Origin of the sequence: Hymenobacter cyanobacteriorum (genome assembly GCF_022631375.1) — a bacterium.
GTDB lineage: Bacteria > Bacteroidota > Bacteroidia > Cytophagales > Hymenobacteraceae > Hymenobacter > Hymenobacter cyanobacteriorum.
In genome coordinates this window covers 193,141-210,650 of sequence record NZ_JALBGC010000004.1, presented here as the reverse complement: position 1 = coordinate 210,650, position 17,510 = coordinate 193,141, and the positions used below count along the sequence as shown (strand labels likewise).

Sequence of the window (17,510 nt, the reverse complement as noted above, 5' to 3'; positions counted from 1 at the left end):
AGTGCTTGGAGGCAATATGCGTGGGCTATACTAAGATGCTTGCTGACAAACGATACCAGCTGTATTGGAAAGAAGACAACCTGACCAGCTGCTTGATAGATTCTATCGAACTCACGCGTGTACTGCACAACAGCCAAATTTCAGTCAACCCACAGGCCCTGATTATTAACGAGGAGATTACCTATGAAGGAGCTGATTTTTTGAGCGCACCTAAAGTTGATTTTAAGTTCTCTACTTGGCATGGTACACGCGAAACGCACTATTACGCCGAAGCTAAAAACCTTTCTGAGTTTGATTGGCAAAAGCCTGACGGAGCGCTGGTGAGGGCTTCTGAACAGCGAGGGCGTTACATCGATACCGGCATCGAGAACTTCCTGACCGAGCGCTACCCCCAGGGCTGCCTCGTAGGCTACGTTGTTAATGGCCAAGTCGCATCCATCGTATCGGGCATCAACCGCTTATTAGTGCTTCGGGGGGCGGGACCCAGGGTTGGAGCTATTGACAATACTCCCAACGCAGTGATGGCGACGCACTATCAGTCAACTAATCAATTGGCTCACGGGATGATGCAACTCGACCACCTGCTACTGCAGTTGGCCTGAAAGCGACCATGCCGTTTTTCACACCCACCCTCATCGTCATCAGCTGCTTCACCCTGACCCCACTACCGCTGATGCCCGCTAGCTCTCGGTCACCTTCGTGCCCGTGGCCGCCCTACCACGCCCGCTCCCTCTGGCCGAGTTGCGCACAGTTCCCGCCCTGGTAGGCCTAGGCCTGCTGCGCCAGCCTCGCTTGGCCGTCATGCCCCTCACCGAAACCGAGTACCTTGCCTTGCTGGCTCTGAGCGAGCAACCCATCGCCAATTCCTGATTCTCTGCTAACCGGCTCCAACAATATTTAGCGAGCAGAAGGCACAGTAAGCTTTATTATTATCCTCATGAGTGTCTTGCTTCGCGTCCGCATTCTGCATTCCGTTCCCACACACGTCCCAGTGCTCTTGCCAGGCGATGAGCCCACCCTATCAGCCAACGAGGCCAATCAATTGATTGCCGACGGCCTCGCCGAACTGGCCCCCTTACCCGACCCCGTACCCGCCAGCCGCGGCGACGAAGCCACTGCCACCGATACCACTCAGGCCGGGGTCGAGCAGGAAACCATCGAGTCGGACTCCCCGACCGACTCCACCGACCCGGCTGCCATTACCCAGCCCTTCGACCCGGCCAAGATTGACATCCAGACCCGCCAGGGCAGTATCGATACCATCCTCAAGCGCCTCAAGCACGGCGAAATCAACCTGCAAACGCCTTTCCAGCGCCAAGCCGACCTCTGGAAAGACCGGGAGCAGAGCCGCCTCATCGAGTCCATTCTCATCCGCTTCCCGCTCCCCGCCTTCTACTTCGACGGTTCCAACCCCGAGAAGTGGCTCGTTGTCGACGGCCTGCAGCGCCTCAGCTCGCTCCGCCGCTTCGTCATCGACAAAGACCTCAAGCTACGCGGACTAGAGTACCTTAAGCAGTTCGAGAACATGGGCTACGACGACTTGCCGCGCCCCTTGCAGCGCACCATTGAGGAGACTCAGATAACCCAGTACATCATTCAGGCCGGCACGCCTGAGCGTGTTAAATTCAACCTTTTCAAGCGCATCAACACTGGCGGCCTCACCCTCACCTCTCAGGAAATTCGTCACGCGCTCAACCAAGGTGTCCCGGCCGATTTCGTGGCCGAGCTGGCTGAGTCACCCGCCTTTCTCACCGCTACAGGTGGTTCCATCAGCCCCCGTCGCATGGACGACCGCGACTTCGTCATGCGCTTCATCGCCTTCTACCTGCGGCCCTACGAAAAGTACGTTCCCGAGCTCGACACCTACCTCAACGCCCAGATGGCCACCCTGGCCACGCTAGCCCCCGTCGAACGAGCCAGCCTCAAAGCAGATTTCGAGCATGCCATGCTCCTGGCGCACGATATCTTCGGTCGCCAGGCCTTCCGCAAGCTCACTACCCTCACGCCCAAAGGCGTCAACCCCATCAACAAGGCTTTATTCGAGGTGTGGAGTGTCTGCCTCAGCCGCCTCACCCCCGCGCAGGGCAAAGCTCTCATCGACCGGAAGCGCGAGGTACTTAAAGCCCTAGTGCGCCTCATCAAAAGCGACCAGTTCCTACGGGCCATTTCCGCCGCCACCGGCGACCGGCGCCGCGTTATAGAGCGCTTCAGCGCCGTTGAGCACCTGATAGTGGCAGAGTTGCGCGCCACTGACGTGGATGCTTTCGTGCCTGACTTTGTGATGGCTCCGACTACCTCTCAGCAACTACCTCCTTTCATTGATACCCTGTGATAACGCATCTTAAAATTCGCAATTTCAAAGCGCTTCAGGAAGCCGACGTAGACTTGCGCCCGCTCAGCCTATTCACAGGCCTTAACGGCATGGGCAAGTCCACGCTTATGCAGGCTATTCTGCTACTGCGCCAGTCGTATCAGCAGCAAACCATCGTTAGCCAGGGCCTGATGCTGAACGGGGACTTGGTGGAAGTTGGCACTGCTCAGGATGCGCTCAATGTAGGAGCAGAGGAGGATAATATCTCAATCGAAGTGAGAGTTGATAAAAGTAAAAGAATGTATTTCTGGCAATTCGATGCACGTAGTAAAGAAGCAGATATACTTCAGCTTATCGGCTATCATCCTGATAAAAAAGTAAGTGAAGTTCTCGACCCACTTAATTTTAGTGAGGTTGATTATTCAAACTACTCTTCTGAGGAATTCACCACCTTACCTCCTGAGAAACAGCGCCGGCTCTTACTCAATTCATCTAGTCGACTTCCATTTAATGGGCCGCTATTTCAGTATTTGAATGCCGAGCGAGCCGCCCCACAGACTGCATATCCGACTTCTGCTTCGGAAGTAATTCAACATCGTCATTTGGGCAAGCACGGTGAGTATACAGCCCATTTTCTGGCCGCCTTTGGCGACGAGCCAGTAAAATCCGAGAACCTGCTTTTTCCAGGTACCACGACCGAGGAATTAGACTTAGAAGATAAGAGCGATAAAACCAGCCTGCGAAATCAAATCAGTGCCTGGCTTGGCGAAATCAGTCCTGGCCTGCGAATCGATGCCACCGCTCATCCTGATTTCGGGCTGGCCCGTGTTGGGTACAAATTTCCGACTACGCTGGGTGCTACGCGCGCCTTTCGGCCCACAAATGTCGGTTTTGGCCTTTCATATATTCTGCCGGTACTCACCGCAATTCTATCAGCTAAGCCTGGCACACTGTTATTAATTGAGAATCCAGAATCACACATTCATCCACGTGGTCAATCGCGATTGGGCGAGTTGTTAGCTCTGGCTGCTCAAAACGATGTACAGCTGCTGGTCGAAACGCACTCAGACCACGTGCTCAACGGCATCCGAATAGCTGTAAAGAAATATAAGCTTGACCCCGCCAGTGTGGGTCTGTACTTCTTTGAGCGTGCCCCACTGGCGCAGGGTGGCCACCATTCTATTATCCGGCAACCCCAAATTGACCAGGATGGGCGTATTGATGACTGGCCCGAGGGATTCTTTGATGAATGGGATAAGAACCTTATCGATTTGTTATAAGCCCTTTACGCTTGCTCACTCGTGGACATTATATTAAACGAACTCTCAGTAAAAGAGCACTATCTGCCAGCTACTGCAGAAGATGCAAATAAGCTTCTTGACCAATGGCTTGAAATCGTCGAGAGTATTGTGAGGCAACATCGTACTACTCCTCAATTCCGACCTCCTTTTAAAACAGCAACTTCTTTCAGCAACTTGGTAGTTGCTGCTGATGGCCATGTTTTTAGCCAATGGGTAAAGAATATGCCAATCGAGCGACGAGCATTAGCCTTGTCGGCGACAAAAGCAGGATGGTTTATTCGAGAGAGTTATCCTGAATATCGTTTTGGGTCACCTGTCCCATCTCATTGCCAAGATTCGGAATGTGTAGGCTTTGCGTACGCTATTGAAAATAACTGTCTGACCTGGAGTCTAGATGCAAATCAAGAATGGACTGATTATCAGTACGATTTAGTTCGCTTAGTCATAGACGAAGATGGAGGAGATATTGATGAGGAAACGATTAGCGCTTGGCACATTCCTGCTTCTGGATTAAACGCTACTCATCAGCTCTATTTTGACAATCTTCTTTCTGCTGCGGAGAAACAAATAGCACAATCCTGCCGCTCAGGACAGGACTTATTAGATAATTGGGAAAATTGGTTTTCTGTGTTACGCCTTACCTCGGTCGCAGAATACGGTTTGCGAACCTTGCCCGGCGCAATGGTTCAACCAATTGCTGAGAGGCTCATAACACTGCAACGCTATTTCAAGCACTGGGACGGAGCTCCTGCTGACTATTCTTTCTTAGGGTTCCATACAACGCCTGAGTCCCCTCGACGCCAGAAAGAATTGATAAGTCTTACCCTTACCCTACCAGATAGGACTGATGTTCTAATGGATTGGCACATGCGTTACCCTTTAGGGCAGAGAGGAGCAGGACGTTTATTCTTTGTGCCTGATTCAACCACATTGACGTGTTATATCGGCTACATCGGTTCTAAAGACGGTGTGACCTAATACATAAACTAAGCTCCTCTTCCTATTTCAACGGTTACCAATAGTATAATTCTTACCACGCTCCTCCATGCCTAAGCCGCTCAATCTCCAGGGCCGTCCTCTTTACAAACTTTCCATGGGCACGTTTTCCCGTTCCCCAGGAGGACGCAAGCTTTTGCAAGAGCTAGAGAAACGCAGTTGGCTTTCGATAAACGAATACTGTGCTGGTGGACAAGGTGAATTATTGATGTCCGGCGTGCAAATCGGTGACTATATCTATGCCTGCGCTGCTTCTACCAAATTGCTGGGTATCTACCGAATTATAGGACCATGGAGTTATTTACCTGATGAGTTGGGCGACTTGATTGACAACGGAGATGAGTGGGGGTACCGGCCGGCCGAGTTAGTAGCTAGGCCTGTCCGTGAAGATATCTGGACCCTTAAAGATGAGAAGAGTTGGTGGGCTCCTAGCGGCTACCGCACCATCACCCGCATCCATGACTTGCGCACGGCCAACCGTGTGCTATTCGAGCCCTTTTTTGATATCACAATCATGTCAACTACCCCAGCCGAGCAGGCTCGTAAGGCTGCGGCATTTGCCGCTAAATTCCCCAACCCCAATATTATCCTCTACGGCCCACCCGGCACCGGCAAAACCCACCATACCCTGGAGTTAGCCTACGAGCTACTGACGACTGAGAAGCCAGCCTCGTATACCGTGGCGCAGCAGCTTTTTCAGGAAGAGCAGGGCAAGCGCATCGAATTTGTCACCTTCCACCAAAGTTTCTCCTATGAAGATTTTGTGCAGGGTATCAAGCCCGAAGTAAACGCCAACGACCAGTTAGTATTCAAGCCTCGCAACGGCATCTTCTACGAAATTGCCCGCCGGGCCCGCGAAGAATATCAGCGCGAGCATCCCGACCCAGAGACTCCCGCAACGGTTCCATTTGCCGACGTATTTAACTACCTGCTCGAACCCCTAATTGAGCAGCAGCTGCCAGCGCTTCAAATCAAGATGAAAGACCCTGGCTCGTCTTTTCCCATCACGGATATCGGTAATGGCTTTATTACGTTTCGCCGGGGCCAAGAAGGTCAGTCAATCAATGTGCAGAACACATTCCTGCAAAACCTGTACGAGGGAACTACTACGCTGGAAAAACCCACTGGCACCCAGATTTACTACCTGTACATTGTACAGCGCCTCTGGGCGTTGGCCCAGGAGTTAAGCACAAATTCTGGACCCGCCCACCCGCAGACGGACCTATTATTACACTCCGACCGGCGCAAAATCGGTGAAGCGGCTCCCGCCGCGCCCCAGGTCTCAGAAGCCCCGCGCAACTACGTCCTCATCATCGATGAAATCAATCGTGCAAACATCTCCAAAGTCTTCGGCGAGTTAATTACCCTCCTCGAAAAAGACAAGCGACTCGGCGGCGATAACCCCCTGTCCGTCACGCTGCCCTCTGGTGAGGCCAAGTTCAATGTGCCCGCAAACCTCTACATTATCGGCACCATGAATACCGCCGATAAGAGTATTGCCCTACTTGACATTGCCCTGCGCAGACGCTTCGATTTTCATGCACTTTATCCGATTTATGCCCAGGCCGATGGCACGCCCTTTCAGCATGCTACGGTGTTTAAGCAGCTCAACCTGAATATCAGTGAGCAAAAGTCGCGTGACTTCCAAATTGGCCATGCCTATTTCATGGACCGACCTAACAAGCCAACAGAGCCATTAGCTGATATTCTCAATAAAAAGGTGATTCCGTTGCTTTATGAGTACTTCTTGAATGATGCTAAGAAAGTACAAGCTGTTTTCAAAGACACCGGTGTAGAAGTCATGGAAGACTCCGCTACTGGCCTGTTGCGTTATAGCCCAGTTGCGTAACGCCCATGCAACATCACTACCTCTACGAGCACCGTACCCGTATAAAGTTGCTTGAGCTAGGTATCGACGTAGGTGCTCTCAATCAACACTTGCAACAGCTGTGGGATAATAGGCCGCGCACCCCATCCTTCTGGCGTGCCCCCGATGATGACAGCTCTACCGTCCAGCGCTTCCTGCGCTTCCATGCCGAAGACGGTACCGTGAGTGCCCGCAACTACGTGGGTCAGATTCATTTCGAAGGGCATATGCTGCATCTATTGCCCAAGGTGTTCTACCCCGGAGAGGAGTTACCCGACACCATCCCCGATGATGACCCGCGCTTGCAGGCCATGCACGCGCATCTGTTCTGGTGGTTGAGTTATGCCCACAAGTTGCGCTTCCCCCGCTCGCTGGCCACCTTCTCGGCGCTACCCACTAATCTGCTGGAGGTTCTAATCCTACTCTTTGCGCAGTATACCCACGAGCTGCTAAGTCGCACGCATTATCAGCACTACCAGGAAGTTAGCGAAGACCTCGGCACCCTGCGCGGCCACCTCAATTTCGGCACCTATGCCACTTATTATGCTACAGGCCAGGGCCACCGATTGCCTTGCACCTTCGATTCCTTCCAGCCTGACAACCGTTTCAATCGCATTCTCAAGTACGTCGCTTACCAGCTACTCAACCACACCAAGCAAACCCATACTCAGCAGCTACTTCAGGAAATCCATTTCCAGCTCGACGAAGTAGCCGACCAGCTAGCTGTCCTCAACGACTGCGACCAGGTCCAGCTTTCCCCGCTGTTCGACGACTTCCGCGTAGTGCTCGACTACTGCCGTCTCTTCCTTGCTGATAGCGGCCCCCTGGCTGCCCACACCGAAGAAGTACGGGTCTTCGCCATCCTGCTGCCTACTGAAGTCATCTTCGAAGAATTTATCGAAGGCTTCATTCGCACTCATCTTGCTGCTGCATTCCACGTAAGCGCCCAGACTCGCGACCTTTACCTAGCCACTGCTACTCCGCACCAAGGTAAGAAAACCAGGTATTTCCAGCTTCGCCACGATTTACTGCTGAGTCGCCTGCCCGCGCAAGAAAAGACCAAGCCGCTTGTCATCGATACCAAATACAAAACACTGCCTGTTACCGCCAGTGGTAGTATTACCCCCGGCAGTGTGGCTCAGGCGGACATGTACCAGTTGGTGAGCTACGCCCTCCGGCGCGGCACTCCCTACACTCATTTATTTTATCCCGATTCCCTACGTCACCCAGCCGCCGACATACCTTTTAACCGTCTTGACTATCTGGTGGAAGACAAACTAAGTGGTGTTAGCTCCTCAATATCAGTGTCAGCGCACCGGTTACCTGTCACAGCTCCAGAGGCTTTTGTGTATAATGCTATTACCACAACCAGTATTAGCAAGGCCATCCACACCCAGGAATCGATTCTTATGAGTCGATTAAACACGGTTCTATCAGCTCACTAGTCACGTCAATATATGGTGTGAGCCACGTTGAGCCGCCAGGTTCTCCGCCTTGGGCCACCACGCTCGCATCTTCGGCAGCCGCAGCGGTTGCCCATTGAACCGCTGCACGCCATACTCGTGCCCGCCCAGTTCTCCGAAGCCCTCGGCCACGCGTACCCGGTAGTCTTCATCAATCCAGAACAGGTGCCGGTCAAAGGCTCGGTGCAGGTTTGGGCATAGCGCCAGCCCGTTCCCAATCGTGTCATCTCGACTCACCGACCACGGCACAATGTGGCAGGCATCCAGCAGCGGCGCCGCCCCTGTGGTGCTCACCAGCTGCAGCCCCGACACCGCACACGTCGACTGGTAAGCACGCAGCACTTCCCGAACAAATACCCCACTGCGTTCCGCCAGGGTCGTTTCATCGGCTACTTCTACCGCGCGGTTGTACACTGCCGCCGGCTCCTCCAGCATCTGACGCCCCATTTCATCCAGCCGCTCCAGGCCCGCCCGCGGCCGGAAGTAGTGCCGAGTCAGCGGAAAGTAGCGGGCCAGCAACGCCTGCCTGATTTCTTCGCGGGCCACTGGTTGTAACAGCAGTTCCCACAGCGCCGCATCCAACGAAGCAAAGTCAATTACGTCCCGCAGATGCCCAAAGCTGCGCACCGACTTCGACGCCGTTAGCACAAGCTCTCGTCCTGGCCGGGCGTGCAGATGCCAAGACCCACTGCTCCGCAAATGGAAAAACGGCAGCTGGAACGGACACCCACCGTACTCCGGTCCCGGGCTCAGCAACTGGCAGTACGCCTTGAAGCCCGCAATCAATTCTGGTGTAATGGCAATGCGGTTATCTCGAATAGCTTGTTCCTCGATGCCTTCCAGCACGGCCAGCAGCAGTGCCGGCTTGTAAGGCGACTCCAGCCGTACCCCTGCCACCGTGCGGGCATCTACTTTGAGCTTGGTAAGCCGAGCCAGGTAGTAGGTTAATGTGCTCAAAGCGGTAATGGCGGCAAGGATGATGACAGATAACTATGGCCGCACAATACTACCACCTTTGGTAGAGTAGTCCGGGAACGTCACATTTATTGAGGGCGTGCCTACTTGTGCAAGTGCCGCTTGCACGAATTTGCAGGTCCTCCTCTCAATCCACCATTGTTATGCTAGGCCGGTGGTTGAGATTGCGCTGGAGCCGGCTCAGCTGCAGCAGCCGCCAGCTCCGCTTTCCGTGCCTCCCCCCTAACCCGTAATTCAGCTTCGTAGGCTTCCTTCTTGGCGGCTGCCTCTGCGCGCTTGGGCGCATACACTGCCTCCTTAAAGTCCCGCACGCTGACCACAAAATCAACGATAGCATCCAGCAGGTCCTTCTTTTCTGGCAGCCGCAGCCGGTCCAGGTAGGTAGTGGAAAGCCGGGGTTTATAATCACCGCTGACCATTGAGTAATAGCCCGGCGCGCCTTGGTTAACTTCAACCTCAAATTGAGGATTGGTGAAATACTCTGCCTTAAACTTCTCGAAAGCATCCGCTTCCGCCTCCGATACCACCCCCGAAACAGACAACCGGTTTGCCCCTTTGTCCAGGTGCAGGTAGAAGCTATTGCCCACCGACTGAATCTGCAGCTCATTGTTTTTGAAAAACACCCGCGAGCGGCTGTCGGTAGCCTCGGCCAGGTCGTTTTCCAGCACCACCGAAAACTTCTCCTTGCTCAAATAAAGGTCGTCTTCACTCGGCCGCTCCTTTTCCTCGAGCGGAATGATATACCGCTTCACGAAGTCCTTTAGCTCCTGTAGCTCTGCCTCCGTATCCAGCTTACAGCCAATTTCCAGCGAATTGGCGTTTGAACTGCTGAGCAGATTCAGCGAAGAAATCAGCCCACCCGTCTCGTTGAAATAAAACTTGGCGTGCAGATTCGCAATCAAGCGGGGCTTAATCCCGATGGCTTCCAACTCTTCCCAACTGCTAGCATTGTCCAGGTCATGGCGCACGAAAGCCTTGATATTAACTCCCCGCTTTTGCGCGCTGCTAAGTGCTGCAGTCAGGCGCACCCACTGCCCCATGCGCACGTAGGGCGACACCAAAACTAGGTACTCATTGGCAGAATGGATAAGGTTGAGCAGTTCGCTGCTGATGCTATCTGGTGGTAGAATTTTCATCGATGGTGGCAAGAAGGCGGATGCAATTAATCAGTTTGACAATTACCTGACAATAGCTGTGCTAAATATATCATCGACGAGGTCTGTCCTTGCATCTTGGATAGTCTTCGTTCGCAGTTCTTCATAGCTGCAGCCCTCATTTCATTTCTAAAAGATGTTATCTTTAACAACTTTTAGAAATGAACTACCTCGCCGTCCGTTCCCGCTTCGCCGCTCAGGGCCTCGTTTCCAGCCACGAGCTCCGCCAGGCCTTCCCCGATTTCGACAAGCGCCGCCTGGTCGAGTGGCAGGCCCGCGGCTACCTGCAGCGCATTGTCAACCGCTGGTACCGCTTCACCGAAACGCCCGTTGACGAGGCCCTGCTGTGGTTCACTGCCAACCGCATCTACCAGCCCGCCTATCTCTCCCTGGAAACGGCCTTTTCCTATCACGGCCTCATCCCCGAAGGCGTCTACACCCTCACCTCCGTGAGCCCGCGCAAAACCCAGGAGTACCACACGCCCATTGGCACGTTCCGCTACCAGCACCTGCTGCCCCGCCTGTACTTCGGCTACGAAGTGCTGCGGCCCGCCGGCAACCGGCCCGTGCTCATGGCCGACCTTGAAAAGGCCCTGCTTGACTACTGCTACCTGCACCCCGAGCTACGCACCGCCGACGACTTCGCCGGCCTGCGCCTCAACACCGACGTGCTGCGCGACAAGCTTAACCCCGCCCGCCTCGCCGACTACCAAACCCTGTTCGCCCAGCAGCGCCTCAACCAGCGCATCGAAGCGTTGCTTTCCCTCCTCCCTGTTCATGCTTAGCCTCGCCCAGATTCAGGCCCATTACCCGGCCGCACTCCGGCCTTTCAGCCGCTTCATCCTGCGCGAGTATCTCCAGCACAAGTTGCTCCAGCTCATCTACGATAGCCCGCTGGCCGACCGTTTTTTCTTCCTCGGCGGCACCTGCCTGCGCATCGTGCACGGCAACAGCCGCTTTTCCGAAGACCTCGATTTCGACAACACCGGCGTCACCGCCGCCGAGTTCGGCGAGTTGGCCAACATCGTAGCCCGCGGCATGGAGTTGGAAGGCTACGAAGTCGAAATGAAGATGGTGCTCAAGGATGCCTACCACTGCCACGTTCGTTTTCCCGAGTTACTGTTCAAAGAAGGCCTGAGCGGCTACCGCGAAGAGCGTATCCTCATCCAGCTCGATACCGAGCCCCAGCACTTCGCTTTCGAGCCGGTACCCTACCTGCTCAATCGCTTCGACGTCTTTACCCAAATCCAGACTACGCCCCCCGACCTGCTGCTGGCCCAGAAGTTCTACGCCATCCTCAACCGCGTCCGCAACAAGGGCCGTGACTTCTACGATGCCGTCTTCCTGCTCGGCCGCCAGGTCACGCCCAACTACGCCTACCTCGCCCAGAAGCGCGGCATCGAAACCCCCGCCGACCTCAAAGCCCAGCTGCTGGCTCACTGCCAGACCCTCGACATGCAAGCCATGGCCGACGACGTGCGCCCCTTCCTCTTCAACCCTCGCGAAGACCGCCTGGTCACCATGTTCCCCCAATACATCCAGCAGGTATTGAACTGAGACTTGCTACACTCCAAAAATGAGATAAGTGGCCCATCTAGCCTCCTAACTTCGTTTCATACAGTACGTGTGTAATCAGTCCTTATGCCGCATAATCAAACGGCACTCCTGAAACGGCCGCAACAGCCTTCTTAGTGCTTGCTTCGGCATTCTAGCCTAATAGAAGCAGAGAGTGGCATTCGTAGCAGTTAATTAAAGATGCAAATTTCGCCAGAAGGGAGTAACTAGTGCTCCTGCACCGGCTGGTTATAAAGTGCGGATGTAACTTCCCCAACTTTTATCCTTTACGCCTCAAGTCGTGCTATTAGCGCAGATTGATACCCTCCAGTCCAGCGCTTCAACAGCGCAGAACGCCACATCCGGCTTCTCACCAATTTACATTACCCTTCTGGTTGCGGGATTTGTCTTAGTAGCCTACTGGCTGTTTCGGTCCAAACCTGCCATATCAGAGCCAGCTCCGGTACCAGTCCGGCAATCCGCGCCCATAGCCAAGCCTGAAGCGGCTATTTCTCCTGAGGTTACCCGGTCCGAACCACGTCCTTACGCAAAGCCCACGGAGAGTAAGCCGCCGTTTGTAGTCTCGGAGCCAGCAGCCACGCTTAACCCAGTTCTTCCCCTCCGGGCAGTTGAGTCCATTGCACCAGCACCACGAGCCCCGGCAGTGGTCCGTACCGCTCCTATACCACCGACGGTAAGTACAGCAACCGCGCAACCACGACAGCCTGTAGCGTTGCCCAAGCAGGACACATCAGCCCCCGCAGTTCCGCGCCCGGCCCCCACGCGTCCGACTCCAGAGCAAGAACAGATACCTGGTGAAATCAAGTACATCGGCTACACCCCACTTCCAGTTCGGACTGCCAACCGCTACCCCTTGATGCGCATGCCAGCTGTTGGCAAACCTGTTCCCATTAAGTTTCCCCGCGCTGGTCGCTCCGCCCAGCGGGGTTACTGTGAGGACGTTTTTGTCGGGCATCTTCGCCGGTACTTTCCCAAGTCCGGCCCCATCAAAATATTCGACAACCACCACTTGCCCACCGGCAACGCAACCCGCCCTTATGAGCCGGACGTTGCCTTATTGCATGAGCGCAATGGCCTCAATCTCTTTCTGAACATTGAGATTGACGAGCCTTACGATGGGGTTTTCCGCCAGCCTACTCACTGCCAAGGCGACGACGACAGCCGTGACCTTTTCTTTACACGTCGCGGTTGGGTGGTGCTACGCTTCGCTGAAATCCAAGTTCACCAGCAGCCTGAGGCCTGTTGCGCTGTCATTGCCCACCTCATCGCCCGGCTCGACCCCACTTATCAGATTCCGGCTGACCTGCAAGCTGCAGGGACCCCCACGGGCCTTCCTGCGTGGAATGCTGTGCAGGCTCGGAAGTGGGAGAAGGCCCGCTACCGGGAATCATACCTTGGCATCGACAGCTTTGGCCGCTATGCCGAATCAGGTGTGTCGTCAGCTTCTGAGCAGTTGCCTGTTGAGGCTGAGATTGAAAAGCTTGTTGACCAGGTAGCCGCCCTGCCCAAGCTGCCCAGCACTGGTCCACTTTCTAAAACCAACCCCGACACCCGCCACCAGGCACTGCGCTTTGACGCTACTGCCCATCAATACTACATTAACGGCCAGCCTGCGACCGCCGTCAGCACTATTGTAAGCCGGTTCTTTCCGGAGTTTGATACAGCTTACTGGTCAGCCCGAAAAGCCTCCGAAAACGGCTGCACCGCTGAAGAGCTGGCCCAACAATGGGCCGATAAAGCGGCCGCCTCTTCCAGCGCTGGCACCGCCCTGCATCAGCAAATTGAGGAGTTCTATAACTATGGCACTTCAGGCACAGGCTCCGACTTCGTCCACTTCCTGAACTTCCATCATGCTCACTCTCATTTGGTGCCCCACCGTACAGAGTGGCAGGTTTATAACGAAGAGTTGATGCTGGCCGGCACGGTAGACTTTGTAGCCCGCAACAGCGATGGAAGCATGTCCATCTATGACTGGAAGCGCAGCCACAAAGTGGTGGACGCCAGTGGCCAAATTAAATCTAATTCCTATCAGCCCAAAGAGGGGCCACTCAAGGACCTTCCAGACTGTTCATTTAGTCACTATACCCTACAGCAGAACATCTACAAGTGGTTGCTGGAATCAAGCTATGGGTGCCGTGTCCGGGATATGAATCTGGTAGTGTTACACCCTGACTTGGACCGCTACCATGTAGTTCCGGTGCCGGAACGCCCGCAGCACGTTGCTCACATGCTCAATGCAGTTCGGGCGCAGCGCTAACCTTTTTGCTTTATCCCAGCACCAGTATGTCGACCATTTCCAACCAGCTCGTAGCACTGTCTCAGCAATTTCGCAGGTTTCACGAAGCTGAACACCAAGCTCAGCAAAAAGCCATACGTGAGGTGTGGGCCCTGCCACTCGCTGCCAGAGTGCGAAAGGGCAGTGCTATTGCCAATGTCAGCCTTCAACCTCCCACGATAAGCGAAAAAACAAAGGAGCAGATTAAGGAGCGTCTTCTAAATGCGAACATCGAGCCTACCGAGGAAAGAATTAGAAACAACTTTAATTCAATGCTGGCATTTTCCAACACAGTACCAGTGGAAGTGCCAGTCAATAACTCTAATTTCAAGGTTGGCTCCTACGTTCTACTGCACCAGGGTGACCCATTTGATGAAGCAAATGCCTTCCCCCTTGAGATTTCCCGAGATTCTGGCAGGTTTCTGACGCTTGACTACAGCTTTGGACGCAGTCCCCGAAGTCTTGCACCTAGCAAAAGCTTGGTCTTAGATGCTTACGCTCCTGATATGCGTAAGATTCTGGACAAAGCAATTGAGCGTTTAGCAGCGGCGCCCACCATTGGAGCTTTGGCAGATGTCTTCCTGCACAAAGGACCGCCTGATTTTGACGAAAGCCGCCGAGTTGAAGCCATGGCATTAGCCAACGGTCTGGATTTCAATCCACGTCAGCGCGAAGCCTTTATCAACGCCTTTTCAGCCCGTAATTATTACCTAGTACAAGGGCCGCCTGGTACAGGTAAAACGTGGGTGCTGGCGCACATAGCAACTGCTTTAGCACGTTCAGGCCAGCGGGTGCTTGTCACTTCTTCCAATCACCGGGGCATAAACAATGCCCTCCGGAAGATTCAGGAAACGACCAGCTATTCCCATTTGATTAAAGTTGGTGACCATGACGACGCTGACGGCCTCGGCCAAGTGCCCAACCACTACAACTGCCCTGATTTGAAGCCAATAGCTGGCGAAGCATTTATTGTTGGAGCCACTTGCTTTGCCCTATGGACAAGAAGACTGGAAGGTGTAAAATTCGATGTCATAATTGCTGATGAGGCCAGCCAGCTAACGCAGCTTCAGGGCGCCGCGGCTATGCTCACAGGAAGCAAGTATGTCTTCATCGGCGACCACCAGCAGATGCCTCCTATAATTACCGCTGAGCATACCAATCCGGAATACTGCAAGTCAGTTTTTGAGTATCTGTTCGACTTCGCGCCGGGCACTACCCTCAATACTACTTACCGCATGAACGCGGCTATTGCGGACTACTCCAGTCGTCGTTTCTACGGGGGTGACCTTCAGTCACACAGTTCGGCGGCTACTAGAACACTGGTACTGGCTAACCCGTCTGAGCAATACGCCGACGTACTTGACCCTGCACATCCCAGTGTATTCGTGGACCTGCGCCACACCAACCTAAAAAACTATGAGCGTAGCGAGGCCCACTACATCGCAGACATGATAGCTGAACTCTTGGCTAGCGGCGTGCCAGCTCATGAAATTGCTGTGGTCTCCCCTTACCGTGCCCAGGGCCGGGTCATCCAACGACAGCTCAACAAGCGTTGCTCCGATATTGCCCCCGACGAGTTGGCCAAAATTACTATTGACACTGTCGAGCGGATGCAGGGCCAGGAGCGCGACGTGGTATTTCTGTCTCTCACATCGGGCAAATTCGACACCGGCTTACAGCGGGCCAGCTTCTATTTCATGCCCAATCGCCTCAATGTGGCCATCACCCGTGCCCGCGTCAAGCGCATTGTCATTGGCAGTTCCCGCATCGGCCTCGCCCACTTTGAGTCATCTGAATTACAACAATGGGCCGACCATTTCCGTGAATTTATTGAATCGTGCCACCAAATAACTCGTCTCAAGCCATTGAAGAAAAATCACTGAACCTATTACTCAAATTCATTATAACGACCTTTATAGAAACCTATTCCCATTTTAACCATGTCAAACACTTTTTCTTACCTCGACTTCTTCCGTTTGGCAGAAATAATTGACGGTAGTCGCTCGCAATTAGAGATGAACCAGTTTACCCACCAACAGATTATTGCCGTGTCGGCAGGCATTAAAGGCACAGCAGGTCTAGCGACCCCAGCTAGTCTGAACAGTGTACCAGTCGTGCATATCGCTAATATGGCAGACGGTAACGTCCTAATCCGGTCAACTAACCCTAATTCAACATTTGACATAGAAGTCAACCTTTTCTAACAAGCTGCTAAAAAGGGCGAGCCGAATAGCTCGCCCTTTCTTTTCATACCTCAAAATGCGGCCGGTCCTTGAACCTCGGCCAGTCGCCGCCCCAATGCACCCGCGCATCGGCCGCCTTCATCAGCCGCGCAAATTTGCTCAGCAGCAGTCCCGACCACGAAACCTCGCCATCCGGCAGCAGAAATGCCACGTCTAGCGCCGGCGCCGGCAACTGATTGTGCTTCGATTCGCCGCCCCGCTTATACGTCACCACCGGCCCCGGCTTGCTGCGCCCCTGTTCATATAACTCATCCTGCCGCTCCGGGCTCCGATAGCACTCCGTAATAATCGGCCGCCCGGCCAGCCGCAACACCGGGTCCCCCAGCCACCGCGCCAACGCCTGCGCGTAAGCCGCCGCCAGACTCGGCACCGCCTGCCCCAGCCGGGCCGCCTGTACCTTCAGTTGAACGCCGCTCAGCTGTGGTGCAGCCTGCTCTACCACGTTGGCAACCCTATTCGGTGACATCGATTCCCGTACTAATAGTAGGCTCATCAACTGCAGCCGGGGCCGCCACTACCCCCACCACCGGGGCCTTCACCACGTTTTCAGGTTTCTGCAACGCCTTCCGAACCGTCGCCCAGATAGTGACGATAGCCACAAGCGCCTGAATAATAAGGTGCCCGTAATTCTCAATTTTGTCGGGGTCCGGCGGTACAAGTTCATTACTGGCCACCTGGCCAACAAGGGCCGTCGCGAGGATATGCGCAAGGTGCCCGGTTTTCGTGCTACTAAACATGATGAAGGAAATTGGTTACAAATGCAATACTTGTTACAAATTTACGTAACATTTTGCAACATAGTTATTAGCCGTCGATTCCCACAGTTTGCATTTTTTAGGGCAGCCCCTACGGGCCGGGCTATCCGCCACTCCGCTTCGCTGCGGCCCTGCGGGCAGCCTCCCGTTGGTCGGCTTGGCTTCTATCCCTGCTGCGGCCAGCACCGCCTGGATACTGATTGATTCCCCAGCTACACCCAGACACTCCGCCAACCCTCCGCCGGCCATGCCGCCCGCCTTTCAGGACGGGCCGCCCGTCCGTCCCCACCAAACCCACGCCCTGGCCCCGGTCGTCGTTTCGCTCCATCGCTACCTTGCTTCGCAGGGTTTTGGGCTCCGTACCTCCGCCCAAAACCCCACTACGCGGCGTCCGCTCCTCCGCTCCACGCCGCCCCGGCCCTCTCCCCACCGCACCGCCACAAAAGCTGCATCAGGCACCCCAGATACAGCCCCGACGCCAACCCACCGCACCACGGCCCCGCCGTGCAGGGCCTAAAACAGGCCCCGCACCGCGCGCCCGCCTCCCCAGATTAGGTGCAGGCCGCAGGCCAAAACGCCTGCCGCCCGCCAGAAA

16 protein-coding genes are annotated in these 17,510 nt (G+C 54.6%); 12 read left to right on the top strand and 4 right to left on the bottom strand.

All coding sequences use genetic code 11. From position 1 onward, the window contains the following. The first annotated feature begins 35 nt into the window (after positions 1–35). From MON38_RS15050 to MON38_RS15020, 7 genes are all read left to right on the top strand, one after another. On the top strand, positions 36–602 hold the full coding sequence (locus tag MON38_RS15050; RefSeq protein WP_241937005.1) for a hypothetical protein: 567 nt from the start codon (positions 36–38) through the stop codon (positions 600–602). A gap of 97 nt (positions 603–699) precedes the next feature. After that, on the top strand, positions 700–870 hold the full coding sequence (locus tag MON38_RS15045; protein WP_338423777.1) for an EVE domain-containing protein: 171 nt from the start codon (positions 700–702) through the stop codon (positions 868–870). Positions 871–937: 67 nt separating this feature from the next. Then, a complete protein-coding gene (locus MON38_RS15040; protein ID WP_241937003.1) occupies positions 938–2,332 on the top strand; it encodes a DUF262 domain-containing protein in 1,395 nt (464 codons plus the stop codon). Beyond that, positions 2,329–3,591, top strand: coding sequence for an AAA family ATPase (locus MON38_RS15035; RefSeq protein WP_241937002.1), 1,263 nt, complete (start codon positions 2,329–2,331; stop codon positions 3,589–3,591). The genes MON38_RS15040 and MON38_RS15035 overlap by 4 nt, the downstream gene beginning before the upstream one ends. A gap of 21 nt (positions 3,592–3,612) precedes the next feature. Further along, positions 3,613–4,590 carry a hypothetical protein gene (locus MON38_RS15030; RefSeq protein WP_241937001.1) on the top strand — a complete coding sequence of 326 codons (978 nt, stop codon included), beginning with the start codon at positions 3,613–3,615 and terminating at the stop codon, positions 4,588–4,590. A gap of 67 nt (positions 4,591–4,657) precedes the next feature. Next, positions 4,658–6,457 (top strand): McrB family protein, encoded by a 1,800-nt coding sequence (locus MON38_RS15025; protein WP_241937000.1) that lies wholly within the window; start codon positions 4,658–4,660, stop codon positions 6,455–6,457. Positions 6,458–6,462: 5 nt separating this feature from the next. Beyond that, positions 6,463–7,920 carry an McrC family protein gene (locus MON38_RS15020; RefSeq protein ID WP_241936999.1) on the top strand — a complete coding sequence of 486 codons (1,458 nt, stop codon included), beginning with the start codon at positions 6,463–6,465 and terminating at the stop codon, positions 7,918–7,920. Here the strand turns inward: MON38_RS15020 and MON38_RS15015 are convergent, their stop codons facing one another. Both MON38_RS15015 and MON38_RS15010 read right to left on the bottom strand, forming a co-directional pair. Further along, positions 7,921–8,895 (bottom strand): HNH endonuclease, encoded by a 975-nt coding sequence (locus MON38_RS15015; protein ID WP_241936998.1) that lies wholly within the window; start codon positions 8,893–8,895, stop codon positions 7,921–7,923. Between the two features lie 164 nt (positions 8,896–9,059). After that, positions 9,060–10,049, bottom strand: coding sequence for a phospholipase D-like domain-containing protein (locus MON38_RS15010; protein WP_241936997.1), 990 nt, complete (start codon positions 10,047–10,049; stop codon positions 9,060–9,062). A gap of 179 nt (positions 10,050–10,228) precedes the next feature. On the opposite strand from MON38_RS15010, the gene MON38_RS15005 reads away from it, so the two are divergent. The 5 genes from MON38_RS15005 to MON38_RS14985 all read left to right on the top strand — a co-directional run bounded on the left by MON38_RS15005 (position 10,229) and on the right by MON38_RS14985 (position 16,121). Beyond that, entirely contained in the window at positions 10,229–10,852 is a 624-nt protein-coding gene (locus MON38_RS15005; RefSeq protein ID WP_241936996.1) for a type IV toxin-antitoxin system AbiEi family antitoxin domain-containing protein, read from the top strand. Beyond that, the gene (locus tag MON38_RS15000) at positions 10,845–11,624 is read left to right on the top strand and encodes a nucleotidyl transferase AbiEii/AbiGii toxin family protein (protein ID WP_241936995.1); all 780 of its coding nucleotides are present in this window, start codon (positions 10,845–10,847) and stop codon (positions 11,622–11,624) included. Before MON38_RS15005 ends, MON38_RS15000 begins: the two co-directional genes overlap by 8 nt. Before the next feature lie 871 nt (positions 11,625–12,495). Continuing rightward, on the top strand, positions 12,496–13,899 hold the full coding sequence (locus tag MON38_RS14995; protein ID WP_241936994.1) for an endonuclease domain-containing protein: 1,404 nt from the start codon (positions 12,496–12,498) through the stop codon (positions 13,897–13,899). A gap of 26 nt (positions 13,900–13,925) precedes the next feature. Then, positions 13,926–15,800 (top strand): DEAD/DEAH box helicase, encoded by a 1,875-nt coding sequence (locus tag MON38_RS14990; RefSeq protein ID WP_241936993.1) that lies wholly within the window; start codon positions 13,926–13,928, stop codon positions 15,798–15,800. A gap of 57 nt (positions 15,801–15,857) precedes the next feature. Further along, positions 15,858–16,121, top strand: coding sequence for a hypothetical protein (locus MON38_RS14985; protein ID WP_241936992.1), 264 nt, complete (start codon positions 15,858–15,860; stop codon positions 16,119–16,121). 43 nt (positions 16,122–16,164) lie between these two features. Here MON38_RS14985 and MON38_RS14980 read toward each other — a convergent pair whose 3' ends face one another. Beyond that, complete coding sequence (locus tag MON38_RS14980; protein ID WP_241936991.1) at positions 16,165–16,626, bottom strand: M15 family metallopeptidase; 462 nt, start codon at positions 16,624–16,626, stop codon at positions 16,165–16,167. Beyond that, a complete protein-coding gene (locus tag MON38_RS14975; protein WP_241936990.1) occupies positions 16,613–16,897 on the bottom strand; it encodes a hypothetical protein in 285 nt (94 codons plus the stop codon). Before MON38_RS14975 ends, MON38_RS14980 begins: the two co-directional genes overlap by 14 nt. Positions 16,898–17,510: the final 613 nt, after the last annotated feature.

What these genes read in the sequence shown, in the direction of transcription:
- MON38_RS15050 (WP_241937005.1), top strand. Translation starts at nt 36, where the DNA reads ATGCTTGCTGACAAACGATACCAGCTGTATTGGAAAGAAGACAACCTG.
- MON38_RS15040 (WP_241937003.1), top strand. Translation starts at nt 938, where the DNA reads ATGAGTGTCTTGCTTCGCGTCCGCATTCTGCATTCCGTTCCCACACAC.
- MON38_RS15025 (WP_241937000.1), top strand. Translation starts at nt 4,658, where the DNA reads ATGCCTAAGCCGCTCAATCTCCAGGGCCGTCCTCTTTACAAACTTTCC.
- MON38_RS15020 (WP_241936999.1), top strand. Translation starts at nt 6,463, where the DNA reads ATGCAACATCACTACCTCTACGAGCACCGTACCCGTATAAAGTTGCTT.
- MON38_RS15010 (WP_241936997.1), bottom strand. Translation starts at nt 10,049, where the DNA reads ATGAAAATTCTACCACCAGATAGCATCAGCAGCGAACTGCTCAACCTT.
- MON38_RS15005 (WP_241936996.1), top strand. Translation starts at nt 10,229, where the DNA reads ATGAACTACCTCGCCGTCCGTTCCCGCTTCGCCGCTCAGGGCCTCGTT.
- MON38_RS15000 (WP_241936995.1), top strand. Translation starts at nt 10,845, where the DNA reads ATGCTTAGCCTCGCCCAGATTCAGGCCCATTACCCGGCCGCACTCCGG.
- MON38_RS14990 (WP_241936993.1), top strand. Translation starts at nt 13,926, where the DNA reads ATGTCGACCATTTCCAACCAGCTCGTAGCACTGTCTCAGCAATTTCGC.
- MON38_RS14985 (WP_241936992.1), top strand. Translation starts at nt 15,858, where the DNA reads ATGTCAAACACTTTTTCTTACCTCGACTTCTTCCGTTTGGCAGAAATA.
- MON38_RS14980 (WP_241936991.1), bottom strand. Translation starts at nt 16,626, where the DNA reads ATGTCACCGAATAGGGTTGCCAACGTGGTAGAGCAGGCTGCACCACAG.
- MON38_RS14975 (WP_241936990.1), bottom strand. Translation starts at nt 16,897, where the DNA reads ATGTTTAGTAGCACGAAAACCGGGCACCTTGCGCATATCCTCGCGACG.